The following is a 17,167-nucleotide window of genomic DNA, read 5'->3' on the forward strand; positions in this document are numbered from 1 at the left end:
GGGGGGGGGGGGGGGGGGGGGGGGGGGGGGGGGGGGGGGGGGGCGCGGGGGGGCGGGGGCGGGGGGGCGCCCGGGGGGGAGGGGGGGGGCGACCATGGCGTGGACCTGCGCCTTTTCGGCGGCGCCGGTGCCGACCACCGCCTTCTTGACCAGCCGCGCGGCATATTCGCCGACCTCCAGCCCGGTGCGCGCGGCGGCGCAGATCACCACGCCGCGGGCCTGGCCGAGCTTGAGCGTCGATTGCGGATTGGCGTTGACGAAGACCTCCTCGACCGCGGCGGCTTCGGGGCCGTGATCGGCGATCAGGGCCGAGAGCATCGCATCGAGATGCGCGAGGCGGCGCGGGAGCGGCGCCTGGGCGTCGGTCTTGAGGCGGCCATTGGCGAGGTGGGACAGGCGATTGCCCTCGGCGCGGATCAGGCCCCAGCCGGTGGTGCCCAGGCCGGGATCGAGGCCGAGGATTATCATGGCAAAAGCCCCTCCCCTTCAGGAGTTGCAGGTCGGTCATGCCCCCGGCATGACCTAAACGATGCGGGGCATCGTTTACCTGCAACTGGGTTGGGGTGGGGCATGCCGGACCAGCGATCGGGACGATTACGAACGGCGTCCACAATCGAAGCCATGACCCCATCCAGATTGTCCCACACTTCGTGGTTCGTGAAGCGCACGGTCGCAAACCCCCTTCGGGCAAGCTGAGCGTCCCGGTGAGCGTCGTTAGGCAAATCGTGGGTATCGCCGTCGATCTCCACGACCAGTCCCTTCGCTGGGCAGAAGAAGTCGCAGATATAGGGGAAGATCACGGCCTGTCGGCGGAATTTGTAGCCTAGCTGCGAATTGGAGAGATGGCGCCAGACGCGCACCTCTAATTCGGTAGGGTTGCGGCGCATTTCCTTGGCTCTTTCGAGAAGGTCTCGCTCAGTTACCACTGCCCCACCCCAACCCCTCCCCTAAAGGGGAGGGGCTTTTTTTTAGAAGATCAACCCAGCTTCTCCATCACGTCGTCGGGCACTTCGTAATTGCCCCAGACCTGCTGCACGTCGTCGTCGTCGTCGAGCGCATCGATCAGCTTGAACAGCGTGGCGGCATCGCCCTCGTTCACCGTGACCATGGTCTGCGGCTTCCAGGCGAGCTTGGCGCCTTCGGACTCGCCGAGCACCGGCTCCAGCGCCTTGGCGACTTCATGGAGATCGCCCTGGGCGGTCCAGATCTCATGGCCGTCCTCCGACGACGTCACGTCCTCGGCGCCGGCTTCGAGCGCGGCTTCGAAGACCTTCTCGGCATCGCCGGCGCTGGCCGGATAGGTGATGAGGCCCATGCGATCGAAGGCGTGGCTGACCGAGCCGCTGGCGCCGAGATTGCCGCCGTTCTTCGAGACCGCGACGCGGACGTTGGTGGCGGTGCGGTTGCGATTGTCGGTCAGCGCCTCGATGATGAGCGACACGCCGCCGGGGCCGAAGCCTTCGTAGCGGATCTCCTCGTAATTCTCGGCGTCGCCGCGGCTCGCCTTGTCGATCGAGCGCTGGATATTGTCCTTCGGCATCGACTGCGCCTTGGCGGCGGCGATCGCCGCGCGCAGGCGCGGATTCATGTCGGGATCGGGCAAGCCCATCTTGGCCGCGACGGTGATCTCGCGGCTGAGCTTGGAGAACATGCCCGAGCGCTTCTTATCCTGCGCGCCCTTGCGGTGCATGATGTTCTTGAACTTGGAATGGCCTGCCATTGCGCTCTCTTGCGGTAAATTCGATGCGCGTCTCTAGGCCAGGGGCGGGTTTTCGCGCAATGGCGGAGCGGAAGCGCGGTTGGGGCGGGATGAAGAAGATCGATTTCGCGCTACGACGCGACGGCGCCACGATTCAGCCAGCGCCGCCGCCAGCCCGAAATCGCGATGGCGCAGCGCGGATCAACGTGGGAACGCAGCCTGCGCTTCGCGTCGGCACCAGGATCGTCGCGCCGTCGCGCGAATCTCGAGAAATCAGTGGAGGCCGAGCGCGTTGCGATAGGTTTCCAGCAGGGCGTCGGCCTCGTCGCGGTGATGCTTCTCCATCTTCCGCAGCTTGACGATCGAGCGCATCGTCTTGACGTCGAAGCCGGTCGACTTGGCTTCGGCATAGACGTCCTTGATGTCGTCGGCGATGCCTTTCTTCTCTTCCTCCAGCCGCTCGACGCGCTCGATGAGAAGGCGGAGCTGTTCGGCGGAAATCGAATCGGACAATGAAGGTCTCCTGAGTTGAAGCGGGGCGATTAGAGAAGCGCGCCGCTTGCCTCAACCCCCGCGCGACGATCGTGCGTTATTGAAATGCCGGAACTGCCATTCCGTCACCCCGGCCTTGTGCCGGGGTCCACTCCTCCGCGAGCGAGCCCCTCTAAGCTGCGAGCGGCTCTCCCAGCCGCACGGTGGACCCCGGCACAAGGCCGGGGTGACGGGGAGTTTGTCTCAGCGGCCGGGCTCGGTCATCGAGGGCGGATCGCTGGCCGGGAAGCTCTCGTCCAGCGCCTCGTCGAGGGCGTCCTCGCCCGGATCGTTCTTCGCGATGCTGGCTTCCATCCGGGCGATCTGCTCCGGAGTCGCCTCGCCCTGGTGCTTCGCCTTCCACTCGCTGAACGGCATGTCGTAGATGATGCGGCGCGCCTCGTCCCTGGCGATGCTCGGGTCCGCCTCGGTGATCCAGTCGGCCAGGCAATTGCGGCAGAAGCCGGCCAGGCCCATCAGATCGATATTCTCGGCATCCGTGCGATGGCGCAGGTGCCGGACCAGGCGGCGAAAGGCTTTTGCCGCCGTCGCGTCGTCGAGTTTGTCGAGATCGTCCACCTGCGCCACCTCCGGAGTTGATCGCTCCGCATTAAAGGTTAGAGGCAGCACCGCACAAGCCGAGGATGACAGCGATGACAAAGGCCATAAGCCCCCGCTCCAGGAAAGTACGCATTCTCGCCACGCTCGGTCCGGCGAGCAGCACGCCCGAGATGATCGAGACGCTGTTCCATGCCGGCGCCGATGCGTTCCGCATCAACATGAGCCATGGCGACCAGGTATCGAAGGTGCCGGTGTTCGAAGCGATTCGCGCGCTGGAGAAGAAGCTGGGCCGTCCCTCGACGATCCTGGCCGATCTCCAGGGGCCGAAGCTGCGCGTGGGCAGGTTCGCCGACGGCAAGGTGGTCCTGCGCACCGGCCATGAGTTCATCCTCGACCGCGACAAGACGCCGGGCGACGAGACGCGCGTCGAGCTGCCGCACCGCGAGATCTTCGAGGCGGCGCACACCGATGCGCGGCTGCTGCTCGACGACGGCAAGCTGGTGCTGCGCGTGGTGAGCGCGTCGGCCGACCGGATGACGACGGTGGTCGAAGTGGGCGGGCCGCTTTCCAACTCGAAGGGGCTGAACGTCCCCGACATGGTGCTGCCGCTGGCGGCGCTGACCGAGAAGGACCGCAGCGACCTGAGCTTCGCGGTGGAGATGAACGCCGACTGGATCGCGCTGAGCTTCGTCCAGCGGCCCGAGGATCTGATGGAGGCGCGGCGGCTGATCGGCGGCAAGGCGGCCTTGCTCGCCAAGATCGAGAAGCCCAGCGCCATCGCCCGGCTCGAAGAGATCATGGAGCAGTGCGACGGCGTGATGGTCGCGCGCGGCGACCTGGGCGTCGAGCTGCCGCCGCAATCGGTCCCGCCGCTTCAGAAGCGCATCGTCGAGACCGCGCGGCGAATGGGCCGGCCGGTGATCGTCGCGACGCAGATGCTCGAATCGATGATCGAGAGCCCCTCGCCCACCCGCGCCGAAGTCTCGGACGTGGCGACCGCGGTGTATGATGGCGCCGACGCGATCATGCTCTCGGCCGAGAGCGCGGCGGGCAAATGGCCGATCGAATCGGTGGCGATGATGAACTCGATCGCCGATGCGGTGGAGCGCGATCCCGGGCATGGCGACCGCGTCCATTTCACCGTGACCAAGCCCGACCCGACGACCGCCGACGCGCTGGCCGAGGCGGCGAAGAACATCGCCAAGACGGTGTCGGCATCGGCGATCGTCTGCTTCACCTCGTCGGGATCGACGGTGCGGCGAATCGCGCGCGAGCGTCCGCTGGTGCCGATCATGGGGCTGACGCCGAAGATCGAGACCGCGCGGCGGCTGGGGCTGCTGTGGGGCACGCACGCGGTGCATACCCGCGACGTCGAGTCGTTCGAGGAGATGGTGGCGAAGGCCAAGCGCATGGTGCTGCGCCATCACCTGGCGGCGGCGGGCGACCGGGTCATCATCTGCGCCGGCGTGCCGTTCAAGACGCCGGGATCGACCAACGTGCTCCATGTCGTCACGATCGTCGGCGACGAGCTGAAGACCTATCGCGGGCCCGAAGGGGGCTGAGGCTTTATTCGAGGAAGGTCGCGAATTCGCCCAGCGGCGCCCGGCTCACCGGCCAGGTGTTGACCGGCGCCTCCGGATCGCGCCAGCCGATCGCCATGCCGGTGAACAGCATCTGCGAGGCCGGCACGCCCAGGAAAGCGTCGACCGTGCGGGGATACATCGCCCAGGCCTCCTGCGCGCAACTGTCGAGCCCGGCATCGCGCAGCAGCAGCATCAGCGTCTGGAGATACATGCCGCAGTCCGACCATTGCGGCGGACCGTGGCCGCGCTCGACATGGCAGAACAGCCCCACCGGCGCGCCGAAGAACTGGAAATTGTCCGCGAACGCCTCCTGCCTCCGGTCGCGGTCGCCGCGCTCGACGCCGAGCGCCGCATAATAGGCCATGCCGTTCTCGAACCGGCGCGCCTTGTAGGGATCGGCCAGCTCGACCGGGTAGATCGGATATTCGGTGCCTTCGCCCAGCGGCGCCTCGACCACGCGCCGCGCCATCAGCGCCTTGAGCCGCGCCATCGCCGCGCCCGAGACGATATGGAGGTTCCAGGGCTGGAGGTTGCCGCCCGAGGGCGCGCGTCCGGCACGCTCGACCAAATCACGGAGCAGCGCGGAATCGACCGGCCGGGGCAGGAAGGCGCGCACCGAACGGCGCGTGGCGACGGCTTCGCGGACTTCCATGTGCCTCCTCCGCTTCAGTCGAGCAGATGCAGGCGCACCAGCTCCTCCCGGAATGCGGCGCCGCCGGTGAACAATACCGCGTGGATGCCGGCGGCCCGGGCCGCCTCCACATTGGGCCTGCTGTCGTCGACGAACACCGCGTCCGGCCCCTTGAGCCCGAATCGCGCGAGCGCCAATGCGTATATTGCCGGGTCCGGCTTCACCAGCCGTTCGTCGCCCGAGACGACGATGTCGCGGAAGCGATCGAAGATCGCCGCCTCGCGCGCACGAAAGGGCGGCCAGAACTCGCCAGAGAAATTGGTGATGCCGAACAGGGACACACCGCGCGCGTCGAGATCGCCGACGATCGCCTCCATTCCTGGAAGCATGCCGGGCAGCGTATCGTTGAAGCGCGGTCCCCAGAGCCCGATCAGATCGGCATGCTGGGGATAGCGCGCGCTCAGCTCGGCCGAAGTCTCGGCGAACGGGCGGCCGGCGTCATGCTGGAAGTGCCACGCCTTGGTGACGACTTCAGCCATAAACGCATCGAGCGCCCGATCATCCTCGATCAGGCGCTCGTAGAGCCTGCGCGGTTCCCAGTCGTAGAGGACGTTGCCGACGTCGAAGATGACGGCCGACGGCGCTCCCACGACGTGGTTCAGCCCTGGCGGGCCTTGAACCGGCGGTTCGTCTTGTTGATCACGTAGATCCGGCCACGGCGGCGGATCACGCGGTTGTCGCGGTGCCGCCCCTTGAGCGACTTCAATGAATTCACGATCTTCATGACCGATTCGCTTCTCGAATATATGGAATGCCGGAAAAGAGGCGCCCGCCTATAGCCGAGCCCTTTCCAAGTCAACCCACGCCGGGCATCCGGAACCGACTCGGCAAGACTCGGGTTTGTCGCCATAAGGGCCGTTGCGACCGCGAAACATGGAGATTATGCCGTGACCAAGCCGTTTATCCTGGCCCTGATGGGCGCCGCGGCACTGGGAGGCTGCACGACCACGGCGCGGCAGGGGCCGGTCGACGTGACCCGCTATCACCTGGGCCAGCCGATGGAGCGCACCACCATATCGCTGGAGCCGATGAGCGGCGCGGTGCAGGTCAATCCGGAATATCAGAGCTATGCCGGCGCGGTGCAGGCCGAGCTGGAACGGCTGGGCTATGTCCGCGCCGAGACGCCGACCAGCTCGGGCTATATCGCCGGAATCTCGTTCACCCAGACCAGCAAGGGATTCATCAAGGATCGCCCGCCGGTGACGATCGGGCTGGGCGGCGGCAGCTTCAGCGGCGGCGGACGGCGCGGCGGAGGCGGCGTGGGCATCGGCGGCGACGTCGCGTTCGGAGTCGGCGGCAAGACGCGCGAAGTGAAGACGTCCGAGCTGTGGGTGCAGCTCCGCCGCCGGGCGAACGACAGCGTGATCTGGGAAGGCCGCGCGCAGACCCAGGCGCTGGGCGTGGAGAATGCCCAGCCGGGCGCGACGGCGCAGCGACTCGCCCGCGCGCTCTTCAAGGACTTCCCCGGAGAGTCCGGCGTCACTATCACGGTCAAATGACTATCCGCATCAACGCCGCGTTCGACGCCGGCAACATCCGCGTCGTGGCCATCGAAGGCGACCTGATCGACCTCGAGATCGCGAAGGACCACCAGTCCGATTTCTACCAATGGTTCCACTTCCGCGTGGCGGGGGCGAAGGGGCGCACGCTCAGCTTCCGCATCCTGAACGCGGGCGGATCGGCCTATCCGTTCGGCTGGCCGGGCTATCGGACGCGGTGGAGCACCGATCGGCAGGTGTGGCGGCAGGCGCCGGAGACCAGCTATGCCAATGGCGTGCTGAGCTTCACGCACCGCTTCGACAGCGACGTGGTGTGGTTCGCCTATTTCGCGCCCTATTCGATGGAGCGGCACCATGATCTGGTCAGCCGGATCGCGCTCCAGCCCGGCGTCACCCACCGCGAGCTGGGCGTCACGCTGGACGGCCAGCCGATGGATTGCCTGACATTGGGCGAAGGCCCCAAGCAGGTGTGGCTCTATGCCCGCCAGCATCCCGGCGAGACGATGGCCGAATGGTGGATGGAAGGCGCGCTGGAGAAGCTGACCGACGCCGGCGACGCGACCGCGAAGCTGCTGCGGAGCAAGGCGACCTTCCACATCGTGCCCAACATGAATCCCGACGGTTCGCGGCGCGGGCATCTGCGCACCAATGCGGTGGGCGTGAACCTCAATCGCGAATGGCATGCGCCCTCGGCCGAGAAGAGCCCCGAAGTGCTCGTCGTGCGGGGTGCGATGGACGGGACCGGCGTCGATTTCGCGATGGACGTGCATGGCGACGAAGCGATCCCGGCGAACTTCCTCGCCGGCTTCGAGGGCATTCCGAGCTGGACCGACGAGCTGGGCGGGAAATTCTACGATTTCGCGCGGGCGCTGGCGGCGGCGACGCCCGAGTTCCAGCTCGACCTGGGCTATGAGAAGTCCGCGCCGGGCCAGGCGAATCTTTCGATGTCGACAAACCAGCTCGCGGAACGTTACGGTGCCGTTTCGATGACGCTGGAAATGCCCTTCAAGGACCATGAGGCCAATGCGGACGCCGAATATGGCTGGTCGCCCGAGCGCTGCAAGCGGCTCGCGCATGCATGCCTGGATACCCTTGCCGGCATGATCGACCGGATTTGATCGAGGTCCGCGCAGGGGGATTGGACCTGCCCGAGGTCCAGGCGCTGCTGCGGCTGCACCTGGACGCGCTGCGCGCCGCATCGCCCAGCGAGAGCGTGCATGCGCTCGACCTGAGCGGGCTCAGGCGGCCGGAGATCAGCTTCTTCACGGCGTGGGAGGACGGGCGGCTGCTCGGCTGCGGGGCGCTGAAGCAGCTCGATCCGGCGCATGGCGAGATCAAGTCGATGCGGACCGACCCCGAGCGGCTGCGCCGCGGCACGGGCGCGGCTTTGCTGTCGCACATTTTGGGTGTGGCGCGGGAGCGCGGCTATCGGCGGATCAGCCTGGAGACGGGATCGGGGCCGACGTTCGAGGCATCGCTGGCGCTCTACCGCCAGTTCGGCTTCACGCCGTGCGCGGCGTTCGCGGACTATCCGGCGAACGATCCGTTCAGCCGGTTCCTGTCGCGGGTGCTTTAGTCCGACCCTGAGAAGTCCGACCCTGAGAGATTACCCCCTCCCCGGCGAAAGCCGGGAAAGGTTTAAAAGGTTTAAGCTGTTTAGGGACTTCAGCCGAGCAGCCGCGCCGCCAGCGTGGCAAGCCCCGCCACGACGATGGCGGTGCCCAGCGCCAGCTCGGCCGGAGGAACGATGCGGTCGACAGGAACCGCGATGGCTTTTGCGATCTTCTTCATGCGACCGATATGGGGAGCCATGCACGGATTGTCCCGCGAGCATTCCCGTTCAGTGTGAGTGACGCGATTGCTCAGATCCCGCCGATCTCGCCGCGATCCTCCGCCGCCGTCTGGGCCGGGCGGCGTGGGGCGAGCGCATGCCAGGCGAGCAGCACCGGCTCCAGCACCGCTATGCCGATCAGGACGCCGGCAAGCCGGGTGAGCGCGGGCTCGATCGCGGCATCGGCATAGCTGTCCGGCACCAGGGCGATCAGGATCGCGAGCGCGAGCTGGGTGCCGACATAGCGATGGCGCGGATCGCCATTTTCGAGATGGCGGCCCAGCACGACGCCCAGGATCGTGCCGAGGATCAGCAGCGGCGCCCGGCCCTGCGCGAGGAACAGGAACACCGCCGCGATCGCCGCGCCGGCAAGGCAGCCGATGAAGCGGTGGAGCAGCCGGCGGCTGACCGGCCCCAGCCCGCTCGCCCCGATCGCATCGGCGGGGACGATCATCACCGCCATGATCCCGATCGCGCTCTGCGCCAGCGCGGGCACGTGCAGCCATGCCGCGAGCGCCACCAGCACGGCCAGCGCCACGCCCGCCTGCAGCGCATGCCGGAACGCCTCGGGATGCCAGCCGAGCGATACGGGGCGCGGGCTGCGCGTCGCCGGCCAGCGGCGGCGCAGCGTGAAGGTGGAGGCAAGGCTCACCGCGACGCAGGCGAGCGTGCCCGCCACGGTCTCCAGGATTCGCGTCTCGACGAAATCGCGGGCGGCGATCCCCGGATGCTCGATGCGATCGAGCACCACCATCGCGAAGGTGAGGCCCAGGAACAGCCAGGCATAGGAGCGCCGCGCGGTGAGCGCCGCATAGAGCGCGCCCGATCCGACCAGGAACAGCGCGAGCGCGGCGGCGAACGGCGAACCGAGCAGCGGCGACACGGCCAGCGCGAGCAGCCCGCCCGCTATCGTGCCCAGGATGCGCAGCACGCCGCGCAGCACCGTCTCCGCCGCATGGCCGCGCATGACCATATAGCCGGCAAAGGCGGCCCAGGAGACATTGGTCGCGCCCATCGCGTGCGCGACGAGAATCGCCAGCAGCACCGATGCGACGACTTCCGCCTCGTCGATGGTGCGGGCGCTGATCCGATCGGTCAGCCGCTTGAAAGAAGGGGCCTGCGCCATGCGCTTCAGGCGAACACTTCCTCCAGGAAGTTCGCCATCGCCCGCCAGCTCCGGCGATCGGCGCGGGGCTCGTAGACCACGCCGGGCATGGTCGAGGTCTTGCGGTCGAGATCGGTGAAGGCGTGGCCGGCATGGCCATAAGCGTGGATCTGCCAGTCGGCGCCGCTCTCGTTCAGTTCCCTGCCGAGCGCGACCAGCACGTCGGGCGGCGCGATCGGGTCTTCCCAGCCGTGGCAGACGAGCAGCTTGGCCGCGATCGGCGAGACGTTGGCATAGTCGGGCCGGTCATAGACGCCGTGGAACGAGACGCCGCCCAGGATCGGCAGCCCGGCGCGGGCCATGTCGAGCACGCATTTGCCGCCGAAGCAGAAGCCGATCGCCGCGAGCTTCGCCGGATCGACGCGGTCGAAGCCACGCAGCGCCGCGAGCGACGCCGCCAGCCGGTCGCGCAGCAGCGCGCGGTCTTCGTTCAGCGGCTTCATATGGGTGGCGGCGTCGGGGCCGTGCCGGGTGCGCTTGCCCTGTCCGTAGATATCGGCCGCGAGCGCGACATAGCCGAGCTTCGCCAGATTCTCGGCATGGACATTGTCGGCCTCCTTCTGGCCGAGCACATTGGGAACGACGAGCACGCCGGGGCGCATCGTCGTCACTTCGTCCTCATAGGCGAGCACGCCTTCGAACGGGCCGCCGGGGCCGTCATATACCAGGGTCTGCCGAACGATCGCCATTTGCCGCACTCCCGATGCTTGTCCCTGCCGCTCCTGCCGCTAAGGACTGCGCCGAACAGTTGCAAGGAGCGCCCGCGATGCCAACCCTCGTCCTGATCCGCCACGGACAGTCCGCCTGGAATTTGGAGAACCGCTTCACCGGCTGGTGGGACGTCGACCTGACCGAGCTGGGCGCCAAGGAAGCCTGGGCCGCGGGCGAGCTGATGAAGGCGAAGGGCCTGGATTTCGACATGACCTTCACCAGCTTCCAGACGCGGGCGATCAAGACGCTCAACCTGGCGCTGGAGGCGATGGGGCGGCTGTGGCTGCCGACCGAGAAGGACTGGCGGCTGAACGAGCGGCATTATGGCGGGCTGACGGGCCTGAACAAGGCCGAGACGGCGGCGCTGCATGGCGAGGACCAGGTGAAGATCTGGCGCCGCAGCTTCGACGTGCCGCCGCCGCTGCCCGAGGAAGGCTCGCCCTGGGATCTGGCGAAGGACGAACGCTACAAGGGCGTGCCGATCCCGCAGACCGAGAGCCTGAAGGACACGATCGCGCGGGTGCTGCCCTATTGGGAAGCGCGGATCGCGCCCGATCTGAAGGCCGGCAAGCGCGTGCTGATCTCGGCCCACGGCAATTCGCTGCGGGCGCTGGTGAAGCATTTGTCGGGGATTTCGGACGACGAGATCACCGGGCTGGAGATCCCGACCGGGCAGCCGATCGTGTACGAGCTGGACGAGGGGCTGAACGCGACGGATCGGTACTATCTGAGCGAGCGCTAAACAAAATTCCTCCCCGGCACGGGGAGGGGGACCAGCCGCAGGCTGGTGGAGGCGCCGCAAGCGATTCCGGTGGGGAGAGCCCCCTCCACCACCGCTTCGCGGCGGTGCCCCTCCCCGTACCGGGAGGATCGGTGTTGCCTCCCCTCGCCCTCCCCACTAGGAACCACGCTTTCCGAAACCCGGGGCGCATATGTCGGGCACACCTCTTGTCGGTATCATCATGGGCAGCACCTCCGATTGGGAGACGATGCGCCATGCCGCGCGGGTGCTCGGCGAACTGGGGGTCGCGCATGAGACCAAGGTCGTCTCCGCGCATCGCACCCCGCAGCGACTCTATGACTATGCCACCGGCGCCGATGCGCGCGGGCTCAAGGTCATCATCGCGGGCGCGGGCGGCGCGGCGCATCTGCCGGGCATGGCGGCGGCTATGACGCACCTGCCGGTGCTGGGCGTGCCGGTGGAATCCAAGGCATTGAAGGGCTTGGACAGCCTCTATTCGATCGTCCAGATGCCGGGCGGCGTGCCGGTGGGGACGCTGGCGATCGGCAAGGCCGGCGCTCTCAATGCGGGGCTGCTCGCCGCCGCGATCCTCGCCACTTCGGATGCGGCGCTGGCCGAACGGCTCAAGGCGTGGCGCGCGGCGCAGACCGACAACGTGGCGACCGATCCCGAATGACCATGCTGCCTCCCGGTTCAACGATCGGCATTCTCGGCGGCGGCCAGCTCGGGCGGATGCTCGCGGCGGCGGCGGCACAGCTCGGCTATCGCACGCATATCCTGGCGCCCGATGATGAGAGCGTGGCGGCGCAGACCGCCTCCAGCTTCACTCGCGCCGATTATCACAGCTGGATCGTGCTCGACGAGCTGGCCGCGCATGCGGACGTGGTGACCTACGAGTTCGAGAATATCGCGCTGGGGCCGGTCGAGCATCTGGCGGGCAAGGTGCCGGTGCGGCCGGGTCCGCAGAGCCTGTCGATCGCGCAGGACCGGGCGCGCGAGAAGGCGTTCGTCGCGGCGCTGGGCGGGCGGACGGCGCCCTGGGCGCAGGTCGCCACCGCCGACGAGCTGGCGGCCGCGATCGCGCGGATCGGGGCGCCTTCGATCCTGAAGACGCTGCGGCTGGGCTATGACGGCAAGGGCCAGGTGCGCATCCGCGATGCCGCCGAGGCCGCGGCCGCCTGGGCCGAGATCGGCGAGCGGCCGGCGATCCTCGAAGGCTTCGTGCAGTTCAGCCACGAATTCTCGATCATCACGGTGCGCGGGGCGGACGGATCCCTCGCCAGCTATCCGCCGCCGTGGAACGAGCATGTCGACGGCATCCTCGCCCGTTCCTCGCTTCCCGCCCCGGCCGAGATCGCGCGGCACTGGACCGAGGCGGCGACGCTGGCGGGGCGCGTGGCCGAGGCGCTGGGGCATGTCGGCGTGCTGACGCTGGAGTTCTTCGCGACGGAGGACGGGCCGGTGTTCAACGAGATGGCGCCGCGCGTGCATAACTCCGGGCACTGGACGATCGAGGGCGCCGAGACCTCGCAGTTCGAGAACCATATCCGCGCGATCTGCGGCCTGCCGCTGGGATCGACGGCGCTGACCGGCGCGCATGTCGAGATGGAAAACCTGATCGGCGACCAGGCCGGGCGCTGGGCCGAGATCCTCGCCGAGCCGGGCGCGCATCTGCACCTGTACGGCAAGGCCAATGCCCGGCCGGGGCGCAAGATGGGGCATGTTACGCGGGTGAAGCGGGGCTGACTCTCAATCCTCCCCGGAACGGGGAGGGGGACCGCGCCCGTCAGGGCGTGGTGGAGGGGCCCCGCTCTCCTCAAAGGATATCGCTGGTGGAAAGCGGGGCCCCCTCCACCATCGCTGCGCGATGGTCCCCCTCCCCGTTCCGGGGAGGAATTTTTCAGTGCTTCCTGCGCGGGATCAGGTGCAGCGCGGCGACGATGATGCCGCCTACGATCAGCCCCAGCACCGCGGCGCCGAGCGCGCCGACCAGCCATTCGACCAGCCCCTGCCCCAGCGGCACCGCATGGCCCGCGACCTCGGCTGCGTGATGCACGGCGTGCGGCACCGCGCCCAGCCCGAACGCCTCCAACCCGTGCAGCAATATCCCGCCGCCGACCCACACCATCGCCGCCACGCCGATATGCGAGAGCGCCTGGAGCAGCACCGGCATGGCATGCACCAGCCCCATGCCGATCCGCCGCGCGCCGGCCGAGGGGCGGCGGCTGAGGTGCAGGCCGATATCGTCCATCTTCACGATCACCGCGACCACGCCGTAAACCCCGACCGTGATCGCCAGCGCCACCAGCGCGAGCGCCGCCGCGCGCGTGCCCAGCGACAATGTGGGCAACTCGGCCAGCGCGATCGCCATGATCTCTGCCGACAGGATGAAATCGGTGCGCACCGCGCCGGTCACCTGGCGCTTCTCAAGCTCGACGGGATCGTGGATCGCAACGACTTCCTCGGCATCGTGATGGTCGCCGGCCAGCGCCTCGACGATCTTCTCGACCGCCTCGAAGCAGAGATAGCTGCCGCCCAGCATCAGCAACGGGGTCAGCGCCCAGGGCGCGAAGGCGCTCAGCGCCAGCGCCGCCGGCAGGATGAAGACCAGCTTGTTGCGGAGAGACCCGAGCGTGATCTTCCAGATGATCGGCAGCTCGCGATCCGGGGTGAGGCCGACCACGTAGCGCGGCGTGACCGCGGTATCGTCGATCACCACGCCCGCGGCCTTGGCCCCCGCGCGACCGGCCGCGCCGGCGACATCGTCCACCGAAGCCGCCGCCAGCTTCGCGAGCACCGCGACATCGTCCAGCAGCGCGACAAGACCACCCGGCATAGCTTCCCCTGAAAAAACGAAACGCCCGCCCCGCGCATAGCGGGACGGGCGCCCTAATACAGCCGTTTAAGCGCGTGTCAGGCGCGCGTGCCGGTGATCGGGAAGCTGCCGAAGCCGCCCGCCGTCACGGTGCCGTTCAGCGCGTCGCCGTCGATCGTCGCCTCGACGGTGAGCGTCATCGGCATCGGCACGGTGATGTCGAGCGACCAGTGCAGCGTGTCGCCATCGACCTTGCCGTCCTTGATGTCGGTCGAGCCCATGCCGCCGACGAAGCTGCCGGTGAACGCGTCACCGCTGCTCGCCACCGTCAGCACCGCCTGCTGGTCGCCCAGCGGGGACTTGGTAACCGTGTTCCAGCTTCCGTCGATATTCGCCATGATGCTCTCTCCGATCAATTGGCCACAGGCTTTGCGGGAGCCGCAACCGAGGCCGCGGGCACCACCTCGACAGGCAGGCCGAGGCTGTCAAGCTGCGGCTTCACCTTCTTGGCATCGCCGACCACCACCCAGACGAACTTGCCGGGATCGAGAGCCCCGCGTGCCGCAGCGTCAAGCTGGGCCGCCGTCATGCCGCGATATTTTTGCGCGATCGTATCGTAGAAGTCGTCCGGCCGGTGGCGGATGTCGTTCTGCTGCATCGCGCTGAGCACCGCGCCCGAGGTTTCGAATCGGCCGGCCAGGCTGCGGATGTCGCCGTTGACGGTGCGCTCCAGCTCGGCCGGGGTCACGCCCTGGGTGGTCAGGAAATCGCGGACATCGGCCATCAGCGACTTGATCGATTCGCCGGTCTTGTCGGCCTGGACAGGGGCGCTGATCGTGTAGGGCACCGCCTTTTCGAGCCACTGGAAGCCGCCGCGCACGCCATAGGACCAGTGCTTCGCCTCGCGCAGGTCCATGTTGATCCGCGACAGGAAATCGCCGCCCAGGATCTCGTTGGCGGTGACCTGGACGAGCAGGTCGTCGGCCGGGTTCAGGCCGGTCATCTGCGCGGCGAGGATCACCGACTGGGGCGAATCCGGACGATCGACCAGCACGATCTTCGGCGCGGACTGGACCGGGGCCTGGCTGAAATCCTTGATGCCCGCGGCGCCCTCACCCTGCCAATTGCCGAAGCGCGCCTCGAGCGCGGCCTTGACCTCGGCCAGCGGCAGATCGCTGGAAACGAAGACCTTGGCCTTGTCCGGACGGATCCATGCCTTGTGGAAGGCGACCAGATCGTCGCGGCTCAGCGCCTTGATCGCCGCCGGATCGCCCGCGCCAGCCGCCATCTTGGCGTAAGGATTGGCCGGGCCATAGAGCAAGGGCGGCAGCGCGCGGTTGCCGAGCGCTTCGGGGCTGGTCAGTTCCTGCGCGATCGCGGTGAGCTGGGTCGCGCGGATGCGCTCGACCTCGGCCGGCGCGAAGGCCGGATGCCGCACCATATCCGCGAACAGATCGAGCGCGCCGCCCAGGTTCGGGCTGGGCGTGCCGAGCGAGAGGAAGGTGCGATCCGCCGAGCTGCCGCTGTCGATGCTCGCGCCCAGCCGCTCGCGGGCCTCGGCGATCGCGGTCGAATCCTTGCTCGTCGTGCCTTCGTCGAGCAGCGAGAGCGTCATGCGCTGGGTGCCGAGCTTGCCGGCCGGATCGGCGGCGGCGCCGGCATCGAAGCTCATCACGATCTGGGTGATCGGAACCGCGGTGCGATTGGCGTAGATCAGTTCGACGCCGTTCGACAGGCGCGTGCGCTCGACCTTGGGGAAATCCAGGTCGCCGATCTGGCTGACCGCAGGCATGGCCCCGCGCGTGCCCTTGACCGGCTCTGCCTTGGCGGCGCCCTCGGCCGGCTTGGCGGCGGGGACGGCCTGCGCGTCCTGATAGGCGTCCCGCTGGCCAGGCTCGACCATCACGGTAACGGACGGACGGGTGAGCCATTTGGCGGCGGCGGCCTTCACCTGCGCCGGCGTGACCTTCGCCATCGCCGTGAGCTGCTTCTTGAAGAATTCGGGATCGCCCGAATAAAGCTCGCCCTCGGCCAGCGCGACCGCCTTGCCGCCGAAGCCGCCGACCGATTCCAGCCCGTTGATCCGCGCCGAGACATTGGTGGTGGCGACGCGCTGGACCTCGTCCGCGGTCGGGCCGTTCCTGATGAGATCGGCCATGATCTCGTCGAGCCGCTTGTTCACCAGCGCGGGATCGACGCCGGGCCTCACGATCGCCTGGACCTGGAAGATGCCGAGCTGCGACATCGATTCGACGCCGGCCGAGACCTGCACCGCCAGCTTCTCCTTGCGGACCAGCGCATTGTCGAAGCGCGAGCTGGCGAGGCCGCCCAGCACCTGGCCGAACACGTCGAGCGGCACCGCGTCGGGATCGTTGACGCCCGGCACCGCCCAGGTGCGCAGGATCATCGTCGCGGCGATATTGTCCTTGATCGCCACCGTCTTCGACTGGGCAAGCGTGGGGATCACCACCTTGGGCAGCACGCTCTTGGGGCCGGCGGGGATGGCGCCGAAATATTTCTCGACCAGCGGCTTCGCGGCGGCGACGTCGATGTCGCCGGCCAGCACCAGCACCGCGTTGTTCGGGCCGTAATGCGAGCGGAACCAGTTCTTGACGTCGTCCAGGCTCGCCTTGTCGAGATCGGCCATCGATCCGATCGGCGTGTGGCCATAAGGATTGCCGGCGAGAAGCTCGTCCAGCACCTTGTAGAAGACCAGGCCATAGGGGCGGTTGTCGCCCTGGCGCTTCTCGTTCTGGACGACGCCGCGCTGCTCGTCGAGCACGTCCTGGGTGATCGCGCCGGTGAGCCAACCCATCCGGTCGCTCTCGAGGAACAGCGCGCGGTCGAGCGCGGGGCGCGGCACCGTCTCGAAATAATTGGTGCGATCGAAGCTGGTGGTGCCGTTGAAATCGGTGGCGCCGACCTGCTTGAGCGGCTCGAAGAAATCGCCGGGGGCGTTTTCGGAGCCGTTGAACATCAGGTGCTCGAACAGATGCGCGAAGCCGGTCTTGCCCGCCGGCTCATGCTTGGAGCCGACATCGTACCACACCGAGACCGCGACGACCGGCGCCTTGCGATCGGTGTGGACGATGACGCGCAGGCCATTGGCGAGGGTGAATTCCTGGTACGGCACGTCGATCCGCTTGACGAGATCGGCCACGGGCACCGGCTTCGCGGCCGGGGCGGGCGCGGGCGCCGTCTGCTGGGCCGCAGCGGGCAGCGTGGCGGTGAGCGCGCAAGCGGCGACGCCGCAATACAACAGGAACGACTTCATACTGTCTGGAATCCCCACGAAGATAGTTGCAGGCGAAACAATAGCGCTCGGTACAAGGCCTGCAA

21 protein-coding genes are annotated in these 17,167 nt (G+C 67.9%); 7 read left to right on the forward strand and 14 right to left on the reverse strand.

Features of this window, described 5'->3' with window-relative positions; genetic code table 11:
* The 5 genes from ruvC to HB724_RS06640 all read right to left on the reverse strand — a co-directional run.
* Positions 1–468: crossover junction endodeoxyribonuclease RuvC (ruvC, locus tag HB724_RS06620; RefSeq protein ID WP_213980126.1), on the reverse strand; the 468-nt coding region annotated here is incomplete at its 3' end.
* The gene (locus HB724_RS06625; RefSeq protein ID WP_346344677.1) at positions 465–926 is read right to left on the reverse strand and encodes an endonuclease domain-containing protein; all 462 of its coding nucleotides are present in this window, start codon (positions 924–926) and stop codon (positions 465–467) included. The genes ruvC and HB724_RS06625, both read right to left, overlap by 4 nt.
* Before the next feature lie 50 nt (positions 927–976).
* Positions 977–1,720 carry a YebC/PmpR family DNA-binding transcriptional regulator gene (locus HB724_RS06630; protein WP_213980128.1) on the reverse strand — a complete coding sequence of 248 codons (744 nt, stop codon included), beginning with the start codon at positions 1,718–1,720 and terminating at the stop codon, positions 977–979.
* 252 nt (positions 1,721–1,972) lie between these two features.
* Positions 1,973–2,212, reverse strand: coding sequence for a DUF2312 domain-containing protein (locus tag HB724_RS06635; protein WP_213980129.1), 240 nt, complete (start codon positions 2,210–2,212; stop codon positions 1,973–1,975).
* A gap of 222 nt (positions 2,213–2,434) precedes the next feature.
* A complete protein-coding gene (locus tag HB724_RS06640) occupies positions 2,435–2,809 on the reverse strand; it encodes a DUF1244 domain-containing protein (RefSeq protein WP_213980130.1) in 375 nt (124 codons plus the stop codon).
* A 74-nt stretch (positions 2,810–2,883) separates the two neighbouring features.
* Between HB724_RS06640 and pyk the strand changes: the two genes are divergently transcribed.
* Entirely contained in the window at positions 2,884–4,353 is a 1,470-nt protein-coding gene (pyk, locus tag HB724_RS06645) for a pyruvate kinase (RefSeq protein ID WP_213980131.1), read from the forward strand.
* Between the two features lie 4 nt (positions 4,354–4,357).
* Here pyk and HB724_RS06650 read toward each other — a convergent pair whose 3' ends face one another.
* The 3 genes from HB724_RS06650 to ykgO are packed head-to-tail and all read right to left on the reverse strand — an operon-like array spanning position 4,358 to position 5,789.
* The gene (locus tag HB724_RS06650; RefSeq protein WP_213980132.1) at positions 4,358–5,026 is read right to left on the reverse strand and encodes a nitroreductase; all 669 of its coding nucleotides are present in this window, start codon (positions 5,024–5,026) and stop codon (positions 4,358–4,360) included.
* A 14-nt stretch (positions 5,027–5,040) separates the two neighbouring features.
* Positions 5,041–5,655: an HAD-IA family hydrolase gene (locus HB724_RS06655; RefSeq protein WP_213980133.1), complete on the reverse strand. Its 615-nt coding sequence runs from the start codon at positions 5,653–5,655 to the stop codon at positions 5,041–5,043.
* Positions 5,656–5,663: 8 nt separating this feature from the next.
* Complete coding sequence (gene ykgO, locus HB724_RS06660) at positions 5,664–5,789, reverse strand: type B 50S ribosomal protein L36 (RefSeq protein ID WP_066482602.1); 126 nt, start codon at positions 5,787–5,789, stop codon at positions 5,664–5,666.
* A 163-nt stretch (positions 5,790–5,952) separates the two neighbouring features.
* Here ykgO and HB724_RS06665 point away from each other — a divergent pair, with 163 nt between their 5' ends.
* From HB724_RS06665 to HB724_RS06675, 3 genes are read left to right on the forward strand one after another with little or no spacing between them, the layout of a single operon-like run.
* Positions 5,953–6,564, forward strand: coding sequence for a DUF4136 domain-containing protein (locus HB724_RS06665; RefSeq protein ID WP_346344678.1), 612 nt, complete (start codon positions 5,953–5,955; stop codon positions 6,562–6,564).
* The gene (locus tag HB724_RS06670) at positions 6,561–7,682 is read left to right on the forward strand and encodes a M14-type cytosolic carboxypeptidase (RefSeq protein ID WP_213980134.1); all 1,122 of its coding nucleotides are present in this window, start codon (positions 6,561–6,563) and stop codon (positions 7,680–7,682) included. Before HB724_RS06665 ends, HB724_RS06670 begins: the two co-directional genes overlap by 4 nt.
* Positions 7,679–8,140, forward strand: a complete 462-nt coding sequence (locus HB724_RS06675) for a GNAT family N-acetyltransferase (RefSeq protein ID WP_256731361.1) — start codon at positions 7,679–7,681, stop codon at positions 8,138–8,140. Before HB724_RS06670 ends, HB724_RS06675 begins: the two co-directional genes overlap by 4 nt.
* Positions 8,141–8,229: 89 nt before the next feature.
* On the opposite strand, the gene HB724_RS20450 is transcribed toward HB724_RS06675, so the two are convergent.
* The 3 genes from HB724_RS20450 to HB724_RS06685 all read right to left on the reverse strand — a co-directional run bounded on the left by HB724_RS20450 (position 8,230) and on the right by HB724_RS06685 (position 10,249).
* Positions 8,230–8,355 (reverse strand): hypothetical protein, encoded by a 126-nt coding sequence (locus HB724_RS20450; RefSeq protein ID WP_256731362.1) that lies wholly within the window; start codon positions 8,353–8,355, stop codon positions 8,230–8,232.
* Positions 8,356–8,426: 71 nt separating this feature from the next.
* Positions 8,427–9,521: an FUSC family protein gene (locus HB724_RS06680; RefSeq protein WP_213980136.1), complete on the reverse strand. Its 1,095-nt coding sequence runs from the start codon at positions 9,519–9,521 to the stop codon at positions 8,427–8,429.
* Positions 9,522–9,526: 5 nt separating this feature from the next.
* Positions 9,527–10,249 carry a dienelactone hydrolase family protein gene (locus HB724_RS06685; RefSeq protein ID WP_213980137.1) on the reverse strand — a complete coding sequence of 241 codons (723 nt, stop codon included), beginning with the start codon at positions 10,247–10,249 and terminating at the stop codon, positions 9,527–9,529.
* Positions 10,250–10,326: 77 nt separating this feature from the next.
* Between HB724_RS06685 and gpmA the strand changes: the two genes are divergently transcribed.
* From gpmA to HB724_RS06700, 3 genes are all read left to right on the forward strand, one after another.
* Positions 10,327–11,013: a 2,3-diphosphoglycerate-dependent phosphoglycerate mutase gene (gpmA, locus tag HB724_RS06690; protein ID WP_213980138.1), complete on the forward strand. Its 687-nt coding sequence runs from the start codon at positions 10,327–10,329 to the stop codon at positions 11,011–11,013.
* A gap of 190 nt (positions 11,014–11,203) precedes the next feature.
* Positions 11,204–11,689, forward strand: a complete 486-nt coding sequence (gene purE, locus HB724_RS06695) for a 5-(carboxyamino)imidazole ribonucleotide mutase (protein WP_213980139.1) — start codon at positions 11,204–11,206, stop codon at positions 11,687–11,689.
* The gene (locus tag HB724_RS06700) at positions 11,686–12,759 is read left to right on the forward strand and encodes a 5-(carboxyamino)imidazole ribonucleotide synthase (RefSeq protein WP_213980140.1); all 1,074 of its coding nucleotides are present in this window, start codon (positions 11,686–11,688) and stop codon (positions 12,757–12,759) included. The genes purE and HB724_RS06700 overlap by 4 nt, the downstream gene beginning before the upstream one ends.
* A 154-nt stretch (positions 12,760–12,913) precedes the next feature.
* Here HB724_RS06700 and HB724_RS06705 read toward each other — a convergent pair whose 3' ends face one another.
* From HB724_RS06705 to HB724_RS06715, 3 genes are all read right to left on the reverse strand, one after another.
* Positions 12,914–13,849, reverse strand: a complete 936-nt coding sequence (locus HB724_RS06705; RefSeq protein WP_213980141.1) for a DUF808 domain-containing protein — start codon at positions 13,847–13,849, stop codon at positions 12,914–12,916.
* A gap of 77 nt (positions 13,850–13,926) precedes the next feature.
* On the reverse strand, positions 13,927–14,226 hold the full coding sequence (locus HB724_RS06710) for a hypothetical protein (RefSeq protein ID WP_213980142.1): 300 nt from the start codon (positions 14,224–14,226) through the stop codon (positions 13,927–13,929).
* Positions 14,227–14,240: 14 nt separating this feature from the next.
* Entirely contained in the window at positions 14,241–17,102 is a 2,862-nt protein-coding gene (locus HB724_RS06715; protein WP_213980143.1) for a pitrilysin family protein, read from the reverse strand.
* Between the last annotated feature and the right edge of the window lie 65 nt (positions 17,103–17,167).

The sequence above is a fragment of the Sphingomonas sp. dw_22 genome, assembly GCF_018449795.1.
Taxonomy (GTDB): Bacteria; Pseudomonadota; Alphaproteobacteria; order Sphingomonadales; family Sphingomonadaceae; genus Sphingomonas.